We start from the raw sequence: 18,965 nt of genomic DNA on the forward strand, positions 1-18,965 counted from the left end.
GTCCTCGCCGCGTCAGGGGCGCGCCGGGAAGCCCGACAGGATCACCGCGTTGCACTCGGCCGCGGCCTGCCGCAGTTTCACCGCCTCCTGGTAACCCTCGGAGTTGTACCAAGCGCGGGCCGCGTCCACGGATTCGAATTCCAGCACCACGGTTTGGTTTCCGTGCCACTCACCTTCCAGCACCTCATGCTGGGTCTCGACGGCCAGGATCGTGGCGTTGGACATCGTCGGCCCCGCCGCCTTGCCGTAGGCGACCATGCCCGCGGGATCCTTAATGGCCTCGGTCAAGATGACATATCCCTTGGGCGCGTTCGCCATTAGCTCTCCTGAGTGTCGGTGACGTCGTCGATGGCACGTTCTGGGCATTGCTTGATGGCGTCGCGGACCGCGTCTTCGAACTGCGCCGGCACCTCGTCGACGGTGACCTCGGAGTAGCCGTCGTCGTTGATGGCGAACACCTGCGGGCAGATCGTGGTGCAGATGCCGTGTCCGGCACAGCGATCCGGGTCAACCCAGGCCTTCATCGCACAGCCCGCTCGGCCGGGGTGAATTCCAGGTTCAGTTGGATCAGCCCGCGCAGGATGTAGGTCGGGATGTAGTGGAACTGGCGCGCACCGTCGGGGCCGTGCAGCTCATCGGAGATCCTGATGTCGGTGGTGCGGTCCAGCAGCCGCTCGAGGGCGATGCGGGTTTCGGCGCGGGCCAGTGGCGAGCCGGGGCAGCTGTGGATCCCGCGCCCGAAGGTGATGTGCTGACGGGCATTCGAGCGGGCGGGGTCGAAGGTGTCCGGGTCGGCGAAACGGCGCGGATCGCGATTCGCCGCGGCGGCCAGCACCATCAGCGTGGTTCCGGCGGGGACATGCACCCCGCCGATCTCGGCGTCCACCCGAGAGAGCCGGAAGTCGCCCTTGACCGGGCTTTCGAAGCGCAGCACCTCCTCGATGAAGTTCGGGATCAGACTGCGGTCATCACGGAGTCGCTGTTGGATGTCGGGCCGCTCCCCGATGATCTTGAGCGCGGAGCCGAGCAGGCGCACCGTGGTTTCCTGGCCGGCCGAGTAGACATTGGCGGCAACCTTGGCCACGTCCATCGGATCCGGAATGGAACCGTCGGGGAAGGTCGCCTCCGCCATGCCGGTCAGCACGTCCTCGCGCGGTGCGCTGCGACGGTCGGCGACATAGCCGGCGAACGTGGCGTAGAGGAACTCCAACGGGCTGTGCGCCAGCGCCTTGGCGTCGGTGCTGCCGATCCCACCACCGACGTTGTGGTGCATGTTCTTGACGAAGTCGTCACGATCCTCATCCGGGACGCCCAGCAGGTCCGCGATGACCAGCAGGGTGAACGGGGCCGCGAAGCCGCCGATGAACTCACCGGCGCCGGGCGCCAGGAAATCGTCGAGTACCGCATCGGCGAGTTCCCACATGGCGTCCTCGTTCTCCTTGAGGCGCTTGGGGGTAAGCAGCCGCATCAGCAGCGCGCGGTGGTTGGTGTGCGTCGGCGGGTCCAGGGTCGGCAGCTGGTCGCTGAACGGCAGTTGGTCGCGATGCTTGTCGATCAGGCCCGCGACGGTCTCACCTCCCAGGTCGCCGTCGAGCGGTACCGGGAAGCCGGGGAACGGGCCGGTCACCGCGATACACGAGGAGAACACCTCGGCGTTGCCGGCCACCGCACACGCTTCGTCCCAGCCGGTCACCATCGTCACGCCGTGGTGCGGCTCGCGGGTTACCGGCGAGCGCTCCCGCAGCGCGCGCAGGTAGGGGTATGGGTCGCCGACCACCGTTTGGTCGGTGAAGAAGTCGATCGTGTCTGGATCCATCGAGCCGTTTCGCTCCCTCTCACAACCGAGAATCCCATTCTCGTAACCGGTGAATAGAATTTCATATCGCGACGGTGCCCGTCAATGTTGCCCGCGCGGCCGGGCCCGACTCAGCTGTTCGACCGGGCGGCTTCCATCAAGGCATTCGCCTGACGATCGCCATCCTTGTGGTGGCTGAGCGCACGGATCGAGACGTCGTGGCCCTCGGCAGCCTTCCGCAGCGCGCCGACTCCTGCCTGCTCACGGGGTATGTGCGAGAACGGATCGAACGAGTACCAGCGCATGGCGTTCTGGTGAGTCATCTTGTTGATGTCGTCATCGGACACGCTGTTGGCGGTCAGTACATCCCACAACTCTTCGGGCGCCCCGGGCCACATCGAGTCGCTGTGCGGGTAGTCGGCCTCCCAGGCGATGTTGTCGATACCGATCAGGTGGCGCAGTTGAACACCCACCGGATCGGAGATGAAACAGGTCAGGAAGTGCTCCCGGAACACCTCGGAGGGAACCTTCCCGCCGAAGTCCTGACCGGTCCAGGTCGAATGCATCTCGTAGGTGCGATCCACGCGCTCGAGGAAGTACGGAATCCACCCGGTGCCACCCTCGGACAGGGCGATCTTGAGGTCCGGATACTGCTTGATCGGCCGGGACCACAACAGATCCGCGGCGGCTTGGACGATATTCATCGGCTGCAGGGTGATCATCACATCCATCGGCGCATCGGGTGCGGTGATGGCCAGCTTGCCGGACGATCCGATGTGCACGTTGAGCACCATGTCGGTGTCGCACAGCGCCTGCCACAGCGGGTCCCAATACGCGTCATGGAAACTCGGGTAGCCCATCGCGGCCGGGTTCTCGGTGAACGTCAGGGCATGCACGCCCTTCTTGGACACCCGCCGCACCTCGTCGGCACACTTCTGCGCATCCCAGATCACCGGTATCGCCATCGGAATGAACCGCCCGGGATAGGCCCCGCACCATTCGTCGATGTGCCAGTCGTTGTAGGCCTGCACCAACGCCACCGAGAAGTCCGCGTCGTCGGTGGCGAAGAGTCGACCGGCAAAGCCGGGGAACGACGGGAAGCAGATCGAGCCCAGAATGCCACCGGCATTCATGTCCTTGACCCGCTCGTCGACGTTGTAGCAACCGGGCCGGATCTCATCGAGGCCCTGCGGCTCCAGCCCATACTCCTCCTTGGGCCGGCCCGCGACCGCGTTGAGCGCGACGTTGGGGATCACCACGTCGCGGAACTGCCACGAGTCGGAACCATCCGCGTTGTGCACCAAACGCGGTGCGTCATCGAGGTACTTGCGCGGCAGGTGGTTGGCGAACATGTCGGGTGGTTCAACGGTGTGGTCGTCGACGCTGATCAGAATCATGTCGTCCTTGTTCACGGCCATCCTCCGTTCCGGGCGCGGCACAGCGGGCCGCTCCAACGACGTCTCCACTGAAAACTATCTTCCCGTTTTCGGAGAATCAACCTTCGCACAAGCCCACGGCGTTGCGCCGCCCGCGGCGCAAGCGGGCCCGGCGAGCACCGTCGCACCCACTCGTCCACCTGCGCAAATGGCGAAGTGTTGACCAATCGAGCCAAACATGGAAATCTGTTGGTCAAATATGAGAATGTGATTCTCGTAAACGAGGAGGAACCGATGCGCCTGACTCCGCTGTCGGAGTCCCAGTGGGACGAGGAGGCGGTCCAGCGTGCACTGGCCCAGGTGCTGACCGCCGATCGGCGCAACTCCCGCGACGCCGGGTCGGCGATGACCATGCTGGTTCACCACCCGAAGCTGGCCCGGGCCTTCCTCAAATTCAATGTCGAGCTGCTGTACCGCTCATCGCTGCCCGGAAACCTTCGCGAGCTTGCGATTCTGCGGACCGCCCACCGCCGCGGATGCGAATACGAGTGGGTGCACCACATCACGATCGGCAAGGAAGCCGGCCTCACCGACTCCGACATCGAGGATCTGCAGCACGGCGCGGGACGCGACGAGCTGTACCAGGCCGTGGTGAACGCAGCCGACGAACTCGAGGAGGCCTCCCGGCTCTCCCCCGCCACCGAGGCGATCCTCGCCAAACACCTGGACGAGCAACAACTGATGGAACTCGTCTTCACGGTCGGCTGCTACAGCATGTTGGCCATGGCATTCAACACCTTTGGCGTTGAACTTGACGAAGAACCCGAATCAGAGAGGTAGTACCGTGGCGCACTTCCCCAAGCCGGCTGCCGGCAGCTGGACGCAGAGCTATCCCGAACTGGGCACCGAGCCAGTCGATTACAGCGACTCCATCGACCCCGCCTTTTTCGAAGCCGAGCGCGAAGCGGTCTTCAAGCGCACGTGGATCAACGTGGGACGCGTCGAGCGGCTCCCCAAGACGGGCAGCTACTTCACCCGTGAGCTGCCATCTGTGTGCAAGGGCACCTCGATCATCGTCGTCAAAGGCAAAGACGGCGTGGTGCGTGCCTTCCACAACATCTGCCGTCACCGCGGAAACAAGTTGGTGTGGAACGACTTCCCCAACGAGGAGACCTCAGGTACCTGCCGACAGTTCACCTGCAAATATCACGCCTGGCGCTACGGCCTGGACGGCGACCTGACCTTTGTCCAGCAAGAGGACGAGTTCTTCAACGTCGACAAGACCGACTACGGTCTGGCCGGTGTGCGCTGCGAAGTATGGGAAGGCTTCATCTTCGTCAACTTCGACGACAACGCGCAGCCGCTTGCCGACTACCTCGGGCCGCTGGCCAAGGGAATCGAGGGCTACCCGTTCGGCGAGATGACCGAGACCTACTCCTACCGCGCCGAGGTCGGCAGCAACTGGAAGCTCTTCATCGACGCGTTCATCGAGTTCTACCACGCGCCGATCCTGCACCAGGGGCAGTACACCAAGGAGGAAGCCGCCAAGATCCAGAAGTTCGGCTACGAAGCGCTGCACTACGAACTGGCCGGCCCGCACAGCCTGCAATCGACCTGGGGTGGCCAGGCGCCGCCCCCCGACATGTCGATGGTCAAGCCATTGGACCAGGTGCTGCGCAGCGGACTGTTCGGCCCGTGGGACAAGCCGGATCTCATCGCCAACCTCAAGGATCTGCCGCCGGGCGTGAACGTCAAGCGAGTGCCGCAGTGGGGCATCGACTCGTGGCTCTTCTACCCCAACTTCATGCTGCTGATCTGGGAGCCGGGTTGGTACCTGACCTACCAGTACTGGCCGACCGCCGTCGACAAGCACACCTTCGAGGCCAACCTGTACTTCGTGCCGCCGAAGAATGCCCGCGAACGCCTGGCCCAGGAGCTGGCCGCCGTCACGTTCAAGGAATACGCGCTACAGGACGCCAACACCCTGGAAGCCACTCAGACGATGATCGGCACCAAGGCCGTCAAGGACTTCCTGCTGTGCGACCAAGAGATCCTTATCCGCCACCTGCACAAGGTGAACCGCGACTTCGTGAAGGAGTACCAAAATGCCGCTACCGTCTGAGTTCGCCGCCCTGGAACCCTATTTGGACTGGGACCTGGCTCATGAGCCCGACCGCTACGCCAAGCGGCTGGCGTCATCCATGACCGAGATGCAGGAGTTCTACGACGCTGCGTTCCCGATGCTGGGCGACGTCGTTACGTACTGTGACAAGTTTCCGCTGGACGACTTGCCAGATGACGCAAAGACTCTCATGCACATCATGCAATCCCTCGTCATGGTGTCGTTCCCGATCGAGGCATGGAAACAACCGCGCGTCCCGGACAGCGGCGCGGCGTGGGTGGAACTGCTCAGCGAGCCGGTGATCTAGGGGTGCTGACGCTCAAGGCGGCCGGGCTGCTGGACGTCGACGCCGGAGAGATCGTCCGGCCTGGTGTGCTGCATATCGACGGTGACCGGATCGCTGGCGTCGGCGAGGGCACCGCTGTGACCGACGAGGTCATCGACCTCGGCGACTCGATCCTGCTGCCCGGGTTGATGGACATGGAAGTCAACCTGTTGATGGGCGGCCGTGGCGAGAACCCCGGCCTGTCCCAAGTGCAGGATGATCCGCCGACACGGGTGCTGCGTGCGGTGGGCAACGCCCGGCGCACCCTGCGCGCCGGGTTCACCACGGTGCGCAACCTGGGACTGTTCGTCAAAACCGGCGGATACCTACTCGACGTAGCGCTGGCCAAGGCGATCGACGCCGGATGGATCGAGGGGCCGCGCGTGGTGCCGGCCGGCCACGCGATCACCCCCACCGGCGGACACCTGGACCCGACGATGTTCGCGGCGTTCATGCCGGGCGTGCTGGAGCTGACCGTCGAGGAAGGCATCGCCAACGGTGTCGACGAGATCCGCAAGGCGGTCCGCTACCAGATCAAACACGGCGCACAGTTGATCAAGGTGTGCTGCTCCGGCGGTGTCATGTCTCTGACCGGAGAGGCAGGAGCACAACACTATTCGGACGAAGAGCTGCGTGTGATCGTCGACGAGGCGCACCGGCGAGGACTGCGCGTGGCCGCACACACCCACGGCGCCGAGGCCGTCAAACACGCGGTGGCCTGCGGCATCGACTGCATCGAGCACGGCTTCTTGATGGACGACGAAGCCATCGCAATGCTCGTCGAGAACGACCGCTTCCTGGTCACCACGCGGCGGCTGGCCGAGGCCATGGACGTCTCCAAAGCGCCGGCCGAACTACAGGCCAAGGCCGCCGAGATGTTCCCCAAGGCCCGCACCTCGATCAAGGCGGCCTACGAAGCCGGGGTGAAGATCGCCGTCGGCACCGACGCGCCCGCGATCCCGCACGGCCGCAATGCCGACGAACTGGTCACCCTGGTGGAGTGGGGCATGCCGCCGGCCGCGGTGCTGCGGGCGGCGACCGTGACGGCCGCCGAGCTCATCAACGCAGCCGACCGCGGCCGCCTGGCCGAGGGGCTACTCGCCGATGTCATCGCAGTTCCCGGTGATCCGCTGGCCGACATCACCGTCACCCGCAACGTGAACTTCGTCATGAAAGGCGGCAAGGTATATGTCAACAAGAACTGACGACCTGGTCGAGATTCAGCAGACGCTGGCCCGCTACGCGGTGACCATCACCCAGGGCGACATCGACGGGCTGGTGGCCGTGTTCACCCCGGACGGCACCTACAGCGCATTCGGCGAAACCTATTCGCTGGACCGGTTTCCGGTGTTGGTCGACGCCGCGCCCAAGGGCCTGTTCATGACCGGCACCCCGGTGATCGAGTTGGACGGCGACACCGCGACCGGCACTCAGCCGCTGTGCTTCATCGACCACGCCAGCCACGACATGCGGATCGGCTACTACAACGACACCTATGTGCGAACCGCCGACGGCTGGCGACTGCGGACCCGCAAGATGACGTTCATCCGGCGCAGCGGCGCGCATGACGCGGGGCGCCCGCACGCCGTCGGCAGGCCCGAAGCCCGATGACGATGACGGCGCCGGCCGGAGGAGACATCGGGCCATCAGCACCGGGGACCAGTGCGCTGCACGATCCCGCGGAGTTCCGCACGCAACTCCGCGCCTGGCTCGAATCCACGGATCTGACACCGCCTCCCGATCACTCCCTGAAGGCACATCTGCATCAGTTCGCCCGGGTGCAGCGGGCGCTCTACGAGGTCGGGTGGAGCCGCTACGGCTGGCCCGAGCATGCCGGCGGCCTGGGCGGACCGGCCATGCTGCGCGCCATCGTGGGTGAGGAGGTGGTCGGGCAGCGACTGGTGGAACCGGGCCCCTACTCCATGCTCGAGGTGCTGGCGCCGACGATGATCGACTACGCCACCCCGGAGTTGGCCGCTGAGATGGTCCCAAAGTTGCTCAGCGGCAAAGAACAATGGTGCCAGGGTTTTTCCGAGCCAGGATCCGGCAGCGACCTGGCATCACTGACCACTCGCGCCGTCCCGCGGGGCGACCAGTGGGTGATCAACGGCCAGAAAGTCTGGACCAGCTTCGCCCAGTACGCGCAGCGCTGCATTCTGCTGACCCGCACCGGGGACGCCGAGACGCCGAATCACCAGGCGATCACCGCCTTCTTCGTCGACACCGACACCCCGGGTATCGATGTGCGCCCGCTGCGCACCATGCACGGCGTCGACGAGTTCTGCGAGGTCTACTTCGATGATGTCGTCGTCGACGGTTCGCGGATGCTCGGCAAGCCCGGCGACGGCTGGCAGCTGGCCATGGACCTGCTCCCCTACGAGCGCTCCACCTGCTTCTGGCAACGCATCGCCTACCTGTACTCACGCTTCGATGCGCTGATCGCCGAGGTGAAGCGCCAAGGCGCCGCGGTCGATAACGACTTGGGGGCGGTGTATCTGGCGTTGCACACCTTGCGCTGCCGTTCCCGTGCCACCCAGCACCGGCTGGCCGACGGGCATCGGCTGGGCCCGGACACCTCGGTGGACAAGGTGTTGCTGGCCAGCGCCGAACAGTTGCTCTATGACACCGCGCGCGACCTGCTGCCGGGCGTCATCGAGCTGGACGAGGGCGAGTGGCGCGCCGAGTACCTGTACTCCCGGGCGGCCACCATCTACGGCGGTACCGCCGAGGTTCAGCGCAACATCATCGCCCGCCGACTGCTCGATCTTCCCAAGGAGTGACGATGACCACCGGAATGGACACCGCCTCGCTCGTTCTGCTGGAAGACACCCTGCGTAAGACCATGGCGTCGTCGTCCGGCGCTGCGCTGGACCAAGCCCTGGCCGAACTCGGTTGGGCGGAAATGCTGTCCGAAGAACCGGATTTGGCAATCCCGCTGGTGTTTCGGTTGCTCGGCGAGACCGGGGCGCATGCCTCGGTACTCAACGACGTGATCCTGGAGACCATTGGCGGCTTGCCCGGCGGCACTCCCCCGATGCCCTACGCCGGTGGCCGATGGGTGATCTGGGAGCGCAGCGAGCGCGACCCCAACCCCGTTCTTGGTGGGCTTCCGTTGCGCCAGATACCCGGCGGGGAACTCATGCGCCTGGGTGAGGCCCGCCGCGCGTTGGGATGGTGGCTGGTCGGCTCGGCGCGAGCGATGTTGACGCTGGCCCGCCAGCACGCAACCGACCGCGTGCAGTTCGGCAAACCGATCGCGTCCTTCCAAGCCGTTCAGCATCGACTGGCCGAGACCCTGGTCGCCATCGAGGGCGCCGAGGCCACTCTCACCGTGCCCGTCATCGACAGCCCGGACCTGACGTCCATATTGGCCAAGGCCGCCGCGGGAAAGGCCGCACTGACCGCGGCCAAGCACTGCCAGCAGGTGCTCGGCGGCGTCGGCTTCACCGCGGAACACGATCTGCACCGCCACATCCAGCGGGTCCTGGTGCTCGACGGTTTGCTCGGCAATGCGCGCGAGTTGACCCGCCAGGTCGGCGGCGGCCTGCGGGCGCGCGGCTCGGCGCCGCGCATGGTGCAGCTTTGACCGTCGCCGAGTGGCAATTTCGCGACGAGACACGCCGTTACGGCGTCGGTGAATTGCCGCTCGCGAGGCGGTGAGCCAGTCGCGGCTAGCGCGGCAGGCCGAGCACCCGTTGCGCGATGATGTTGCGCTGGATCTCCGAGGTGCCGCCGGCAATGGTTCCGGAGAAACTGCGCAGGTACCGGTCGAACCAGCTTCCAGAGGCGTGATCCTCGTTGAGCGGCATGTAGGTACCGGAGCTGCCGGGGTGGATCAGGCCGGCCGCACCCGCATTGTCGAGCGCGTGTTCGGCGGCGTTCTGCACGGCTTCTGAACCCAGCAGTTTGAGCACCGACAGTGCGGGCACGTCCTGCTCACCGCGCGCGGCCTGCGCCAGGGCCACCGAGCCCAGCAGCCGCAGCGCCTCGTTATCCATCAGCAGCGTGGCGAAGCGGTCACGGTCCAGCGCAGCCACCGGGCTGAAGTCATGAATCAGATCACGTAGCCGGTCGGCGAAGCTCATCCACAGCAGCGTGCGTTCGTGACCGAGTGAGCCGTTGGCCACTCCCCAGCCGCCGTTGAGTGGCCCCACCAAATTCTCGGCAGGAACCCGGACGTCGGTGAAGAACACCTCATTGAAGTCGATGTCGTCGTGCGCACAGGCCGATGCAAAGGGCCGTCGCACAACGCCTTCGGTGTCGGTGGGGATCAGCAGCACACTGATGCCCTTGTGTTTCGGTGCATCCGGGTCGGTGCGGACGAAGGTCAGCAGCACGTCGGCATCGTGGGCGCCGGAGGTCCAGACCTTCTGTCCGTTGACCACGAAGTGGTCACCCTTGAGCACCGCCCGGGTCTGTAGGCCGGCCAAGTCCGATCCGGCGCCAGGCTCGCTCATCCCCAGCGACGCGGTGATCTCGGCCCGCAGAATCGGCACCGCCCAACGATGTTTCTGCTCCTCGGTGCCGAACGACAGCAGCGAGGCGGCGATGATCCCCACCCCTTGCGGGTTGAAGCTGGGGTAGATACGCCGGCGGGACAGTTCTTCAGAGTGCACGTACTGCTGCAGGATCGTGGCGTTGCGGCCGCCGAATTCGGGCGGATTCGCCGGCAGCAGCCAGCCATTGTCGAACAACAGCCGCTGCCACCGGCGAGCCCAATCCGGCACGTCCGAGCACGAATGCGACCGTTCCAAAGCGTCGGCATCGGAGGGCAGATGCTCGTCGAGGAAAGCCGAGAACTCGGCACGGAAGTTCTCGACTTCAGGATCAAAGGTCAATTGCACTGGAGAACTCCTCGACTCGGGCGCCCGGGTTACCCGATTCGCAAGCGGCCGTCGATCTTGCCCGTCCGCTTCCCTAGACGCGGATATGAGAATATCATTCTCGAATGGAGAAGTTACGATCTCTGAATCGTCACCCCCACGCCGGTGTGCTGCGCCACCGGTGCGTTTGCGTCCAGTACAGTTGCGCCATGTCTCGGTCACCGCAGCGTCCGGAACGCCGGTGACCAATCCGAGCGAAGAACCCGCCTGGAAGCAGCGCGCGGTCGAACGCTCAATCAAGACGGCGAAGATCCGCGCGGCGCAACGCGTCCAGCGGTTTCTGGATGCCGCACAGTCGATCATCATCGAAAAGGGCAGCACGGACTTCACCGTCCAGGAGGTCGTGGACCGCTCACGCCAGTCGCTGCGCAGCTTCTACCTGCAATTCGACGGCAAGCACGAGCTGTTGCTGGCCCTTTTCGAAGACGCCCTGAGCCGCGCCGCCGACCAGATTCGCGCGGCGACGGCCAATCATTCCGATCCCCTGGAACGCCTCAAGGTCGCCGTGGAGTTGCTGTTCGAGTCGTCGCGCCCGGACCCGGCCGCCAAACGACCGCTCTTCACCGATTTCGCCCCGACCCTGCTGCTCACCCATCCCGTCGAAGTCCGTGTCGCCCACACGCCGCTGTTGGAGTTGCTCGCCGAGCTGACCGAACAAGCTGCCGACGCCGGCCGACTGCGCACCGGCGCCAATCCCCGGCGGGTGGCGGCCATGGTCATGCAGACGGTCATGTTCAACGCCCAATCCAGCCCGGCCTCAGCCGATCCGGCGGTCAATCCCCTGACCGCCGAGGAAGTCTGGGACTTCTGCGCGCACGGCTTCGGGCGCAACTGAGCCGGCCGGCTACACCCGAACAGGCCCGACGCCGACTAGCCGCCACACGGCGACCCGCTTCGCCCGGCTCCGCCGCGCTCGCGATCGCCTAAGCCGCCACACGGCGACCCGCTTCGCCCGGCTCCGCCGCGCTCGCGATCGCCTAAGCCGCCACACGGCGACCCGCTTCGCCCGGCTCCGCCGCGCTCGCGATCGCCTGAGCCGCAGACCACCGCCAACCCTAGACATCGGCTGGGGAACCACATACCCTCGTGCAAACGCAATTATCCGAATGCGAGAAGGGGATTATCCATGTCGGTGCAGACGGTGTTGGACGACATCCGTAAGGTCCCCGGCACCGGAGACGTGATTCCGATCATCGATCCGGCCACTGAAGAGCAGCTGACCGAATTCACCGACTGCGGACCCGAAGCGGTCAACGACGCCGTCGCCCGGGCCAAGGCCACCGCCGAATCCGGGGTGTGGTCGCAGATGGCCGACTACGACCGGGCCAAGGTGCTGTGGAAAGTCGCCGACCTCATCGACGAGAACGCGGAGATCCTCGCCGAACTGGAGTCGATCAACGCCGGCATTCCGGCCTCGCAGGCCGCGATCATCACCAAAGTGGGCTCGGAGTGGTTCCGTTACTACGCCGGCTGGTGCACCAAGATCGACGGCATCGCCCGCGATGTGAACACCGGTGGCCTGACCGGCATCGAGTCGCATCAGCACGTCTACACGCTGCGCGAGCCCTATGACGTGGTGGGGCTGATCTTCCCGTGGAACGGTCCGGTCTTCAACTTCTGCGCCAAGCTGGCGCCGTCGCTGGCCGCGGGCTGCAGCAGTGTGGTCAAACCGGCCGAGGAGACCCCGCTGTCGGCGCTGGTACTGGACCGCATCCTGCACGAGGCCGGCGTTCCCGACGGCGTGGTCAACATGGTGCTCGGCTACGGCCACACCGCCGGTGCGGCGATCACCGCGCATCCAGACGTGGACAAGGTCGCGTTCACCGGATCCACCGAGGTCGGTCGTGAGATCGTGCGCGCCTCTGCGGCAAGCAATCTCAACAAGGTCACCCTGGAACTCGGCGGCAAGTCGCCGGTATTGATCTACGACGACGCCGACATCGACATGGCCATCACCATGGCGGCGTTCGGCACCTTCGTGCACTCCGGGCAGGCCTGCGTGTGCGGCTCGCGCATCTTCGCCCAGCGCGGCGTCTACGAGCGGGTCGTGGAAGGCATCGCCAACATGGCCAACATGATGCAGCTCGGCGGTCCGAAGGACGAAGGCGTCATGGTCGGTCCGCTGATCAGCCAGAAGCAGCTGACCCGGGTGCTCGGCTACCTCGAGCAGGGCAAGGCCGACGGCAACGAGCTGGTCACCGGTGGCCACCGGCTAGACCGAAAGGGCTATTTCGTGCACCCCACCGTGGTCACCGGCGTCGACCCCGACTCCAGCCGGCTGTTCCAGGAGGAGATCTTCGGCCCGGTGGTCACGATCCTGCCGTTCGACGACGACGACGAGGCGATCGCCCTGGCCAACAACAGCACTTACGGACTGGCCGCGACCGCGTGGACGTCGAACCTGGGCCGGGCGCATCGACTGGCCAAGCGGCTCAAGGCCGGAACGGTCGGACTGAACTGTCAGATGCAGTTCGACCACTCGATGCCGTTCGGCGGATACAAGCAGTCCGGCTGGGGCTACGAATCCGGCAAGGCGGGTATCGAGACCTACCTCCAGACGAAGATCGTCTGGGCGCAGATGTAGCCGGCGACTCCGAACAACGACATGGTTGACGCCCCCGCCTCCCCCTACCGGATCGTCCAATGGACGACCGGCAACGTCGGCAAGAGCTCGGTACGGGCGATCGCCGGCAACCCGAACTACGAGCTTGTCGGCCTCTTCGCATGGTCGGAAGACAAGGTCGGCCGCGACGCCGGCGAGCTGGCCGGCATCGACCCACTCGGCGTCGCCGCGACCAACGACGCCGCGGCGCTGCTGGCACTCAAACCCGACTGCGTGGTCTACAACCCGATGTGGATCAACGTCGACGAACTGGTGCAGATCCTGTCGGCTGGCGTAAACGTCGTGACGTCAGCATCTTTCATCACCGGACACAATCTCGGCGACGACCGGGCCCGGCTCGACGAGGCGTGCCGCAAGGGCGGTTCCACCCTGTTCGGATCCGGAGTCAGCCCGGGGTTTGCCGAACTGCTGGCGATTGTGGCGGCAACGGCATGCGACCGGGTCGACAAGATCACCATCACCGAGACGGCCGACACCACCCTCTACGACTCTCCCGACACCGAACGGCCGGTGGGTTTCGGCGCCGCGATCGACGATCCTGATCTGGAGCCGATGGCCGCCCGCGGCACCGCGGTCTTCGCCGAGGCGGTCCGTCTGGTCGCCGACGCGATGGGCGTCGAACTCGATGAGATCACCTGCTCATGCGAATACGCCCAGACCACCGCGGATCTGCCGATGGCTTCGTGGACGATCCCGGCGGGCCATGTGGCCGGGGTCTTCGCCAGCTGGCAGGGAATCTCAGGCGGCCGCTGCGTCATCGACATCAACGTGCGGTGGCGTAAAGGCCAAACACTCGAGCCGGATTGGCAGCTCGACGGCGATGGCTGGAAGATCACCATCGACGGCCGGCCGACGGTGAACATGCAGGTCGGGTTCACCCCGCCGCCGGACCTGATTGCCTCGGCCAAGTCCCTCGACGACTTCTTCGAGCTCGGGCACATCATGACCGCGATGCCGCCGATCAACGCCATCCCGGCCGTCGTCGCCGCCGAACCCGGGATCGCCACCTACAACGATCTGCCGCTGAACCTGCCCCGGTTCCCGGCTCAGAACAGGTAGATCACCAGTACGGCCGTGCACAGCACGGCCAGCCAGGTGTCGGTGGTGCGGCGCAACCAGATCGGTGCGCTGCGCACCTCCATGAAGTTACGGATGATCAACCGGGCCTTGACGGCCGATAGTGCGATCACCGTGACGGTGATCGGGATGCTGGGCTCGACCGGCCCGCCGCTGTGCCCCGGAGCCAGCCACCAGGCCAGCACGGTGATGACCACCAGGACCAGCCAGGTGACGGCAGTCAGCCGCTCCGGCCGATGCTCAAGAATCGATTGTGGCTGTGCGGTCACGCCGATTCACCTCATCACGTAGAGCAGTGCGAATATGACGACCCAGAGCAGATCGACCATGTGCCAGTAGGTCGCGCCCTGTTCGACCATGCCGATCCGGGCCCGGCGTGGATTGCGCAGGTCGCGGATCACCACGCCGAGAATGATCAGGCCCAGGGCCACATGGAACAGGTGCACCCCGGTCAGGACGTAGTAGAAGCTGAAGAATGTACTCGAATTGGTGTATCCCGCTTGGATTTCCGCGGTCCATTCATAGACCTTGATGACTGCGAAAAACACACCGCAGAACATTGCGCCACGGACCAGCCCGATGGCGCCGGCCCGATTGCCGGCCCTGGTCGCATGCACACTCTCGACGACCAGCCACGAGCTGGTGATCAGCACGATGGTGTTGACCACGCCGAGGGTGACGTTGAGGTGTTGCTGATCGGCCAGGAACTCCGCGGGCGCCTTTGCGCGGAACACCATGTACGCCACGAAGTAACTGCCGAAGATGAACAGATCACCCAGCACCATCAACCACATGTGCCCATCGCCGGGCAGATGAGTCGCTGGGCGTCGTCCGGCGATTCCCAGCCGACGCACGGTCGGTGCTTTCTGATCAGTCATCAATGCGCCCCCAGCCGGACAGTCAGACGATCGGTGGTGAGTCGGCGGGCTCGCGAGCACCCGTCACCTGCAGGAATGCGATCAGCGCCCCCAGCCAGACACAGAACACCACCACCGCGATGTAGAACGTGATGACCCCGTTCCAGGCGAACGCACCGGAGTCGAAGAGCCACATCTGGCTGGCGATCACCTCCGTGACGATCTGCCAGATACTCACGTAGGCAAACCATTTGGGGAAGATGTTGTTCTTGTCATAGAAGATCGCGAGGGCCAGGCTGAAGTAGGCGGCAGTGAAGCAGCCCAGCGAACCGTTGTAGGACAGCATCCCCAGGTCATAGAAGAACCGCACCAGCTCCGGGTCACGGTCCGGCCGGAACGCCCCGAGCGAGTAGCACAGAATCACCATCTGGAAGCCCGGGACGGCGCCGACGGCCATCCCACCGATGTAGGCGTAGGCCAACACTTTCCCCGATGTCATCCGCATCATGTGGTAGCCGACCAGGCCGTTGGAGATCGCGGCCCCGCCGGTGATGGCAAGCAGCAACACGAAGCCGAAGTGCATGCTCGTCGCGTGCTGGGTGAACCAGGCCTGCATCGCCTCGGGGCCCACGTCGGGCCGGGGCGGCGGTGTCACCCGGCCCAGCAGGCACACCCCCAGGCCCATCAGGCCGTAGAACACCACGAAGATCCACCACACCACGCGCACATCGGGTTTGCCCGCGTCGGGCGGCGGGGTGGCGTCGACGTCCTCGCCGTAGAGCAGGGTGGCGACGTTCACCGCAGCACACCCTCGGCAACGCCCTGCCGATACAGGGCATCTCGCAGCGCGAAGAACATCGCGAACACGAACACCGCGAACGCCCCGTTACGCACCCAGAAGGAGATGAGACCGTCCCAGGCCAACGGCCCGGTCTTGAACACGGTTGCGGCGACCGACGGCAGCATCGCCAACGCGGTGATCACCGACAGGTGGGCCACCCAGCGCGGGAAGACCGGGGAGGGACCGCGATCGGCGTAGACGGCACATGCCAGCATCGCGAACTGCCCGACGATCATCCCGACAGGTGCGATGAACGACATCCATGCCAGGTCGTTGAGCGCCTCGACCACTTCGGGGCTGCGATCGGGCCGAAAGGCCGCCACCCCGAAGAAGATGTTGGACAGCGCGAAAAGCGTCGCCCCGCTGACCACCGCGGCCAGATATCCGTAGGCGAACACGTGACTCTGGGTGGACATCCGTTTCATCTGGCCCACGATCAGCACCAGGAACGGCACGATCATGATCCCGCACAGGTTGAATCCGACCATGCTGAGACGGATCCACGATCGGTGTTGGTCGTAGAACTCGGCAACCTGCGCCGCGGACATGGTCGGTGACATCGGCGGGAAGAACCCCGGGAAGGTCGCGAACAACACGAGCAACACCGCACCCACCGCGGGGCCCGACCACAGCAGCACCCACTGCGCCCGGAACGCGGTGGCCTGCGGAGTCTCCTCCGCCTCGGCGATCATCTGCATGGCGTGACCCCTTCGCTGCTCGCCCGGCGACACCAGTCGGGAGGCCGCCGGGACCGAATAGCCCCCTAGCCGATCGACTACCCGAAGATAGCCGAGCGGCTATCCGACGGTCAATGGCCGTCGGGCACCTCGATGAATCGTTTGGTGAGCCGCAGCAATTGGGCGCGTAGCGTGTCGTCGTCGACGTGGCCCACCAGCGGATGCATCACCCCGACAGCAATGGCACCCGACAGCATTGCCGCCGACACCACGGCGTCGTCGCCGGCTTCGCCGACCAGCACTCCATACAACCGCGCGATGAACTGTTGAAAAGGCTGGTGCTCGGCCAGCAGCCGGACAATCACCGGATCGAACTGCAGGGTGCTGGCCGCGCCCCGTCGTCGCACCGCCATGTCGATGACGCCGTCGAGCAACACTTCTCGAGCCCGCGGCCGACTCTGCTCGGCTTCGGCAGCCTCCAGCGCTTCCTCCAACGCCCCCAGCTCCCGCTCGGTGAGCGCGACGACGATCTCTTCCTTGGTCTTGAACTGGTGGTAGACCGCCGCCTTGGTCACCCCGATCACGTCGGCGATCATCTGCAGCGACGTTCCGCCGACGCCGTGTTCGCCGATCAACTGCAGCGCAGCGTCGAGAATGCGCGTCTGCGCCGCGCTGCGAGGAATGAAGCGGAACTGGGTAGCGGCCGTAGTGGAAGCCATGCGATGAGAGTAGCCAGTCGGCTAGTCGGACAACAGCCGCTCCGCCGCCGAGTACGGATCTTCGGTTCCGTCGACAACCAGTTCGGTGAGCCGCTCCAGTGCGGGATGGGTGCGCAGCCGGGTCTGAGCCAAGGACAGGATCTGTGCCCGCGCCCGGGCCAGCCGACGCTCCCGACTGTCGGTGCGGTGATGGGCTTCGATGGTGTCCACCAGCTCGTCGAGACCGTCACCGCGCGCAGCGATCAGGGTGAGAATCGGTGCGCCGGTGTGCATCAGCTCGACCCGAAGATCGCGCACGGTCTGCTCGGCACCCTCGCGGTCGGCCTTGTTGACCACCACGATGTCGCCCACTTCCAGCAATCCGGCTTTGGCGGCCTGGACCGCGTCGCCGGCGCCGGGATTGAGCACCACGACTGTCGGGTCGGCGATCGCGGCGATCTCGATCTCCGATTGGCCCACCCCGACCGTCTCCAACAGCAGCACGTCGAATCCGAGCGCGGCGAGCAGCTGGAGGGCTGCGGGCACCGCCTCGGCCAGTCCACCCAGGTGGCCGCGGGCCGCCACCGACCGAATGAGCACGTCCGGGTCGTTGATATGGGCGGCCATCCGGATGCGATCACCCAGCAGTGCGCCGCCGCTGAACGGCGAGGACGGGTCGACGGCCAGCACCGCCACCCGCAGCCCCCGCTGTCGGTACGCCCCCACCAGTGCAGCGATCGTGGTGGACTTGCCCGCCCCCGGCGGCCCGGTCACCCCGATGACTCGCGCGGCGGCAGGCCCCACGGCGGACAGGACTTCGGCCCGCCGGCCGCCTTCGACCAAGCTGAGCAACCGGCCGGTGGCGCGCACCGAACCCTCGCGCGCCGCGGCCAGCAACTCGGCAATGGTCATCGGTACCGTCAGTTCTTGTTCGCGGTGAGCCGATCGATGATGGCCGCGAAGTCGTCGGTCTTGAAGGACTGATCTTCGGCCATGTTGGCGAAATCCAACGTGGCCAGTACCGCGCGCTCCAAGTGGATGTTGAGCAGCCGCTTGGTGCTCTCCACCGCCTGGCGAGGCAACTCAGCGATTCGCTTGGCACACGAAATCGCTTCCGCCAGAGGATCGTCCGCCACGTGATTGGCCAATCCCAGCTCTACTGCCCGGGCCGCCGGAATACGTGCTCCGGTCAGGGCGTATTCCTTGGCCAGCAGCAGGCTCATCTGCAACGGCCAGGTCAGCGGGCCGCCGTCGGCAGCGACCAGACCCACCTGCACGTGCGGGTCGGCCAGGTAGGCCGACTCCGAGATGTAGACGATGTCGCTCAGCGCCACCAGACTGCAGCCCAGCCCGACGGCGGACCCGTTCACCGCGGCGATCACCGGGGTACGGCAGCGTGCCATGCCCAGCACGATATCGCGGCCGTGCGCAATCGTCTTGGCCCGCAGCTTCTCGTCACGGCGCAGTTCGTCGAGGTAGGCGAAATCGCCCCCGGCGGAGAACGCCCGCCCGCTGCCGGTCAGCACCGCCGCCCGCGCCTCGTCGTCTTCCTCCAACCGCGGCCACAGTTTCGCCAGACCGGTGTGCAGCGCGTCGTTGACGGCGTTGAGCGCGTCGGGGCGATTCAGCGTGATGATCCGCAGCGGGCCATCGGCGCGCACGTCGATCTCAGCTGGCATGTCGTACATGTC

General features: G+C 65.6%; 22 protein-coding genes. 10 read left to right on the forward strand and 12 right to left on the reverse strand.

Annotated elements, in window-relative coordinates; genetic code table 11:
- Positions 1–12 precede the first annotated feature (12 nt).
- The 4 genes from ACKY0X_RS18730 to ACKY0X_RS18745 form a co-directional block, all read right to left on the reverse strand.
- Positions 13–318 (reverse strand): DUF1330 domain-containing protein, encoded by a 306-nt coding sequence (locus ACKY0X_RS18730; protein ID WP_409427246.1) that lies wholly within the window; start codon positions 316–318, stop codon positions 13–15.
- Positions 318–524 (reverse strand): ferredoxin, encoded by a 207-nt coding sequence (locus ACKY0X_RS18735; RefSeq protein WP_065040908.1) that lies wholly within the window; start codon positions 522–524, stop codon positions 318–320. Before ACKY0X_RS18735 ends, ACKY0X_RS18730 begins: the two co-directional genes overlap by 1 nt.
- A complete protein-coding gene (locus tag ACKY0X_RS18740) occupies positions 521–1,816 on the reverse strand; it encodes a cytochrome P450 (RefSeq protein WP_409427247.1) in 1,296 nt (431 codons plus the stop codon). The genes ACKY0X_RS18735 and ACKY0X_RS18740 overlap by 4 nt, the downstream gene beginning before the upstream one ends.
- 110 nt (positions 1,817–1,926) lie before the next feature.
- Positions 1,927–3,207: an amidohydrolase family protein gene (locus ACKY0X_RS18745; protein WP_409427248.1), complete on the reverse strand. Its 1,281-nt coding sequence runs from the start codon at positions 3,205–3,207 to the stop codon at positions 1,927–1,929.
- Between the two features lie 258 nt (positions 3,208–3,465).
- On the opposite strand from ACKY0X_RS18745, the gene ACKY0X_RS18750 reads away from it, so the two are divergent.
- The 7 genes from ACKY0X_RS18750 to ACKY0X_RS18780 are packed head-to-tail and all read left to right on the forward strand — an operon-like array spanning position 3,466 to position 9,204.
- Positions 3,466–4,011 (forward strand): carboxymuconolactone decarboxylase family protein, encoded by a 546-nt coding sequence (locus tag ACKY0X_RS18750; protein WP_409427249.1) that lies wholly within the window; start codon positions 3,466–3,468, stop codon positions 4,009–4,011.
- 4 nt (positions 4,012–4,015) lie between these two features.
- Positions 4,016–5,293 carry an aromatic ring-hydroxylating oxygenase subunit alpha gene (locus ACKY0X_RS18755; protein WP_409427250.1) on the forward strand — a complete coding sequence of 426 codons (1,278 nt, stop codon included), beginning with the start codon at positions 4,016–4,018 and terminating at the stop codon, positions 5,291–5,293.
- Positions 5,277–5,600 (forward strand): hypothetical protein, encoded by a 324-nt coding sequence (locus tag ACKY0X_RS18760; protein ID WP_409427251.1) that lies wholly within the window; start codon positions 5,277–5,279, stop codon positions 5,598–5,600. Before ACKY0X_RS18755 ends, ACKY0X_RS18760 begins: the two co-directional genes overlap by 17 nt.
- Before the next feature lie 2 nt (positions 5,601–5,602).
- Positions 5,603–6,823, forward strand: coding sequence for an amidohydrolase family protein (locus tag ACKY0X_RS18765; RefSeq protein ID WP_409429698.1), 1,221 nt, complete (start codon positions 5,603–5,605; stop codon positions 6,821–6,823).
- Positions 6,807–7,229 carry a nuclear transport factor 2 family protein gene (locus tag ACKY0X_RS18770; RefSeq protein WP_409427252.1) on the forward strand — a complete coding sequence of 141 codons (423 nt, stop codon included), beginning with the start codon at positions 6,807–6,809 and terminating at the stop codon, positions 7,227–7,229. The genes ACKY0X_RS18765 and ACKY0X_RS18770 overlap by 17 nt, the downstream gene beginning before the upstream one ends.
- Before the next feature lie 2 nt (positions 7,230–7,231).
- A complete protein-coding gene (locus ACKY0X_RS18775) occupies positions 7,232–8,398 on the forward strand; it encodes an acyl-CoA dehydrogenase family protein (protein WP_409427253.1) in 1,167 nt (388 codons plus the stop codon).
- Between the two features lie 2 nt (positions 8,399–8,400).
- Positions 8,401–9,204 (forward strand): acyl-CoA dehydrogenase family protein, encoded by an 804-nt coding sequence (locus tag ACKY0X_RS18780; protein WP_409427254.1) that lies wholly within the window; start codon positions 8,401–8,403, stop codon positions 9,202–9,204.
- An 85-nt stretch (positions 9,205–9,289) separates the two neighbouring features.
- Here the strand turns inward: ACKY0X_RS18780 and ACKY0X_RS18785 are convergent, their stop codons facing one another.
- Complete coding sequence (locus ACKY0X_RS18785) at positions 9,290–10,462, reverse strand: acyl-CoA dehydrogenase family protein (protein ID WP_409427255.1); 1,173 nt, start codon at positions 10,460–10,462, stop codon at positions 9,290–9,292.
- A gap of 220 nt (positions 10,463–10,682) precedes the next feature.
- Between ACKY0X_RS18785 and ACKY0X_RS18790 the strand changes: the two genes are divergently transcribed.
- From ACKY0X_RS18790 to ACKY0X_RS18800, 3 genes are all read left to right on the forward strand, one after another.
- The gene (locus tag ACKY0X_RS18790; RefSeq protein ID WP_082981039.1) at positions 10,683–11,336 is read left to right on the forward strand and encodes a TetR/AcrR family transcriptional regulator; all 654 of its coding nucleotides are present in this window, start codon (positions 10,683–10,685) and stop codon (positions 11,334–11,336) included.
- Between the two features lie 291 nt (positions 11,337–11,627).
- Positions 11,628–13,085: an aldehyde dehydrogenase family protein gene (locus ACKY0X_RS18795; protein ID WP_409427256.1), complete on the forward strand. Its 1,458-nt coding sequence runs from the start codon at positions 11,628–11,630 to the stop codon at positions 13,083–13,085.
- Positions 13,086–13,106: 21 nt separating this feature from the next.
- Positions 13,107–14,183: a dihydrodipicolinate reductase gene (locus tag ACKY0X_RS18800; RefSeq protein WP_409427257.1), complete on the forward strand. Its 1,077-nt coding sequence runs from the start codon at positions 13,107–13,109 to the stop codon at positions 14,181–14,183.
- Here the strand turns inward: ACKY0X_RS18800 and ACKY0X_RS18805 are convergent.
- The 7 genes from ACKY0X_RS18805 to ACKY0X_RS18835 form a co-directional block, all read right to left on the reverse strand.
- Complete coding sequence (locus ACKY0X_RS18805; protein WP_409427258.1) at positions 14,171–14,470, reverse strand: cytochrome C oxidase subunit IV family protein; 300 nt, start codon at positions 14,468–14,470, stop codon at positions 14,171–14,173. The two genes, ACKY0X_RS18800 and ACKY0X_RS18805, sit on opposite strands and share 13 nt — an antisense overlap.
- Positions 14,471–14,476: 6 nt before the next feature.
- A complete protein-coding gene (locus ACKY0X_RS18810) occupies positions 14,477–15,079 on the reverse strand; it encodes a cytochrome c oxidase subunit 3 (protein WP_409427259.1) in 603 nt (200 codons plus the stop codon).
- A 22-nt stretch (positions 15,080–15,101) separates the two neighbouring features.
- Positions 15,102–15,857, reverse strand: a complete 756-nt coding sequence (locus ACKY0X_RS18815; protein WP_409427260.1) for a hypothetical protein — start codon at positions 15,855–15,857, stop codon at positions 15,102–15,104.
- Entirely contained in the window at positions 15,854–16,597 is a 744-nt protein-coding gene (locus tag ACKY0X_RS18820; RefSeq protein ID WP_409427261.1) for a hypothetical protein, read from the reverse strand. Before ACKY0X_RS18820 ends, ACKY0X_RS18815 begins: the two co-directional genes overlap by 4 nt.
- A 110-nt stretch (positions 16,598–16,707) precedes the next feature.
- A complete protein-coding gene (locus tag ACKY0X_RS18825) occupies positions 16,708–17,295 on the reverse strand; it encodes a TetR/AcrR family transcriptional regulator (RefSeq protein ID WP_409427262.1) in 588 nt (195 codons plus the stop codon).
- Positions 17,296–17,316: 21 nt separating this feature from the next.
- Positions 17,317–18,186 (reverse strand): methylmalonyl Co-A mutase-associated GTPase MeaB, encoded by an 870-nt coding sequence (gene meaB, locus ACKY0X_RS18830; RefSeq protein ID WP_409427263.1) that lies wholly within the window; start codon positions 18,184–18,186, stop codon positions 17,317–17,319.
- 8 nt (positions 18,187–18,194) lie between these two features.
- Complete coding sequence (locus ACKY0X_RS18835; RefSeq protein WP_409427264.1) at positions 18,195–18,962, reverse strand: enoyl-CoA hydratase/isomerase family protein; 768 nt, start codon at positions 18,960–18,962, stop codon at positions 18,195–18,197.
- Positions 18,963–18,965 lie beyond the last annotated feature (3 nt).

Source organism: Mycobacterium sp. SMC-11, assembly GCF_046250095.1.
GTDB classification, from domain to species: Bacteria; Actinomycetota; Actinomycetes; order Mycobacteriales; family Mycobacteriaceae; genus Mycobacterium; species Mycobacterium heraklionense_A.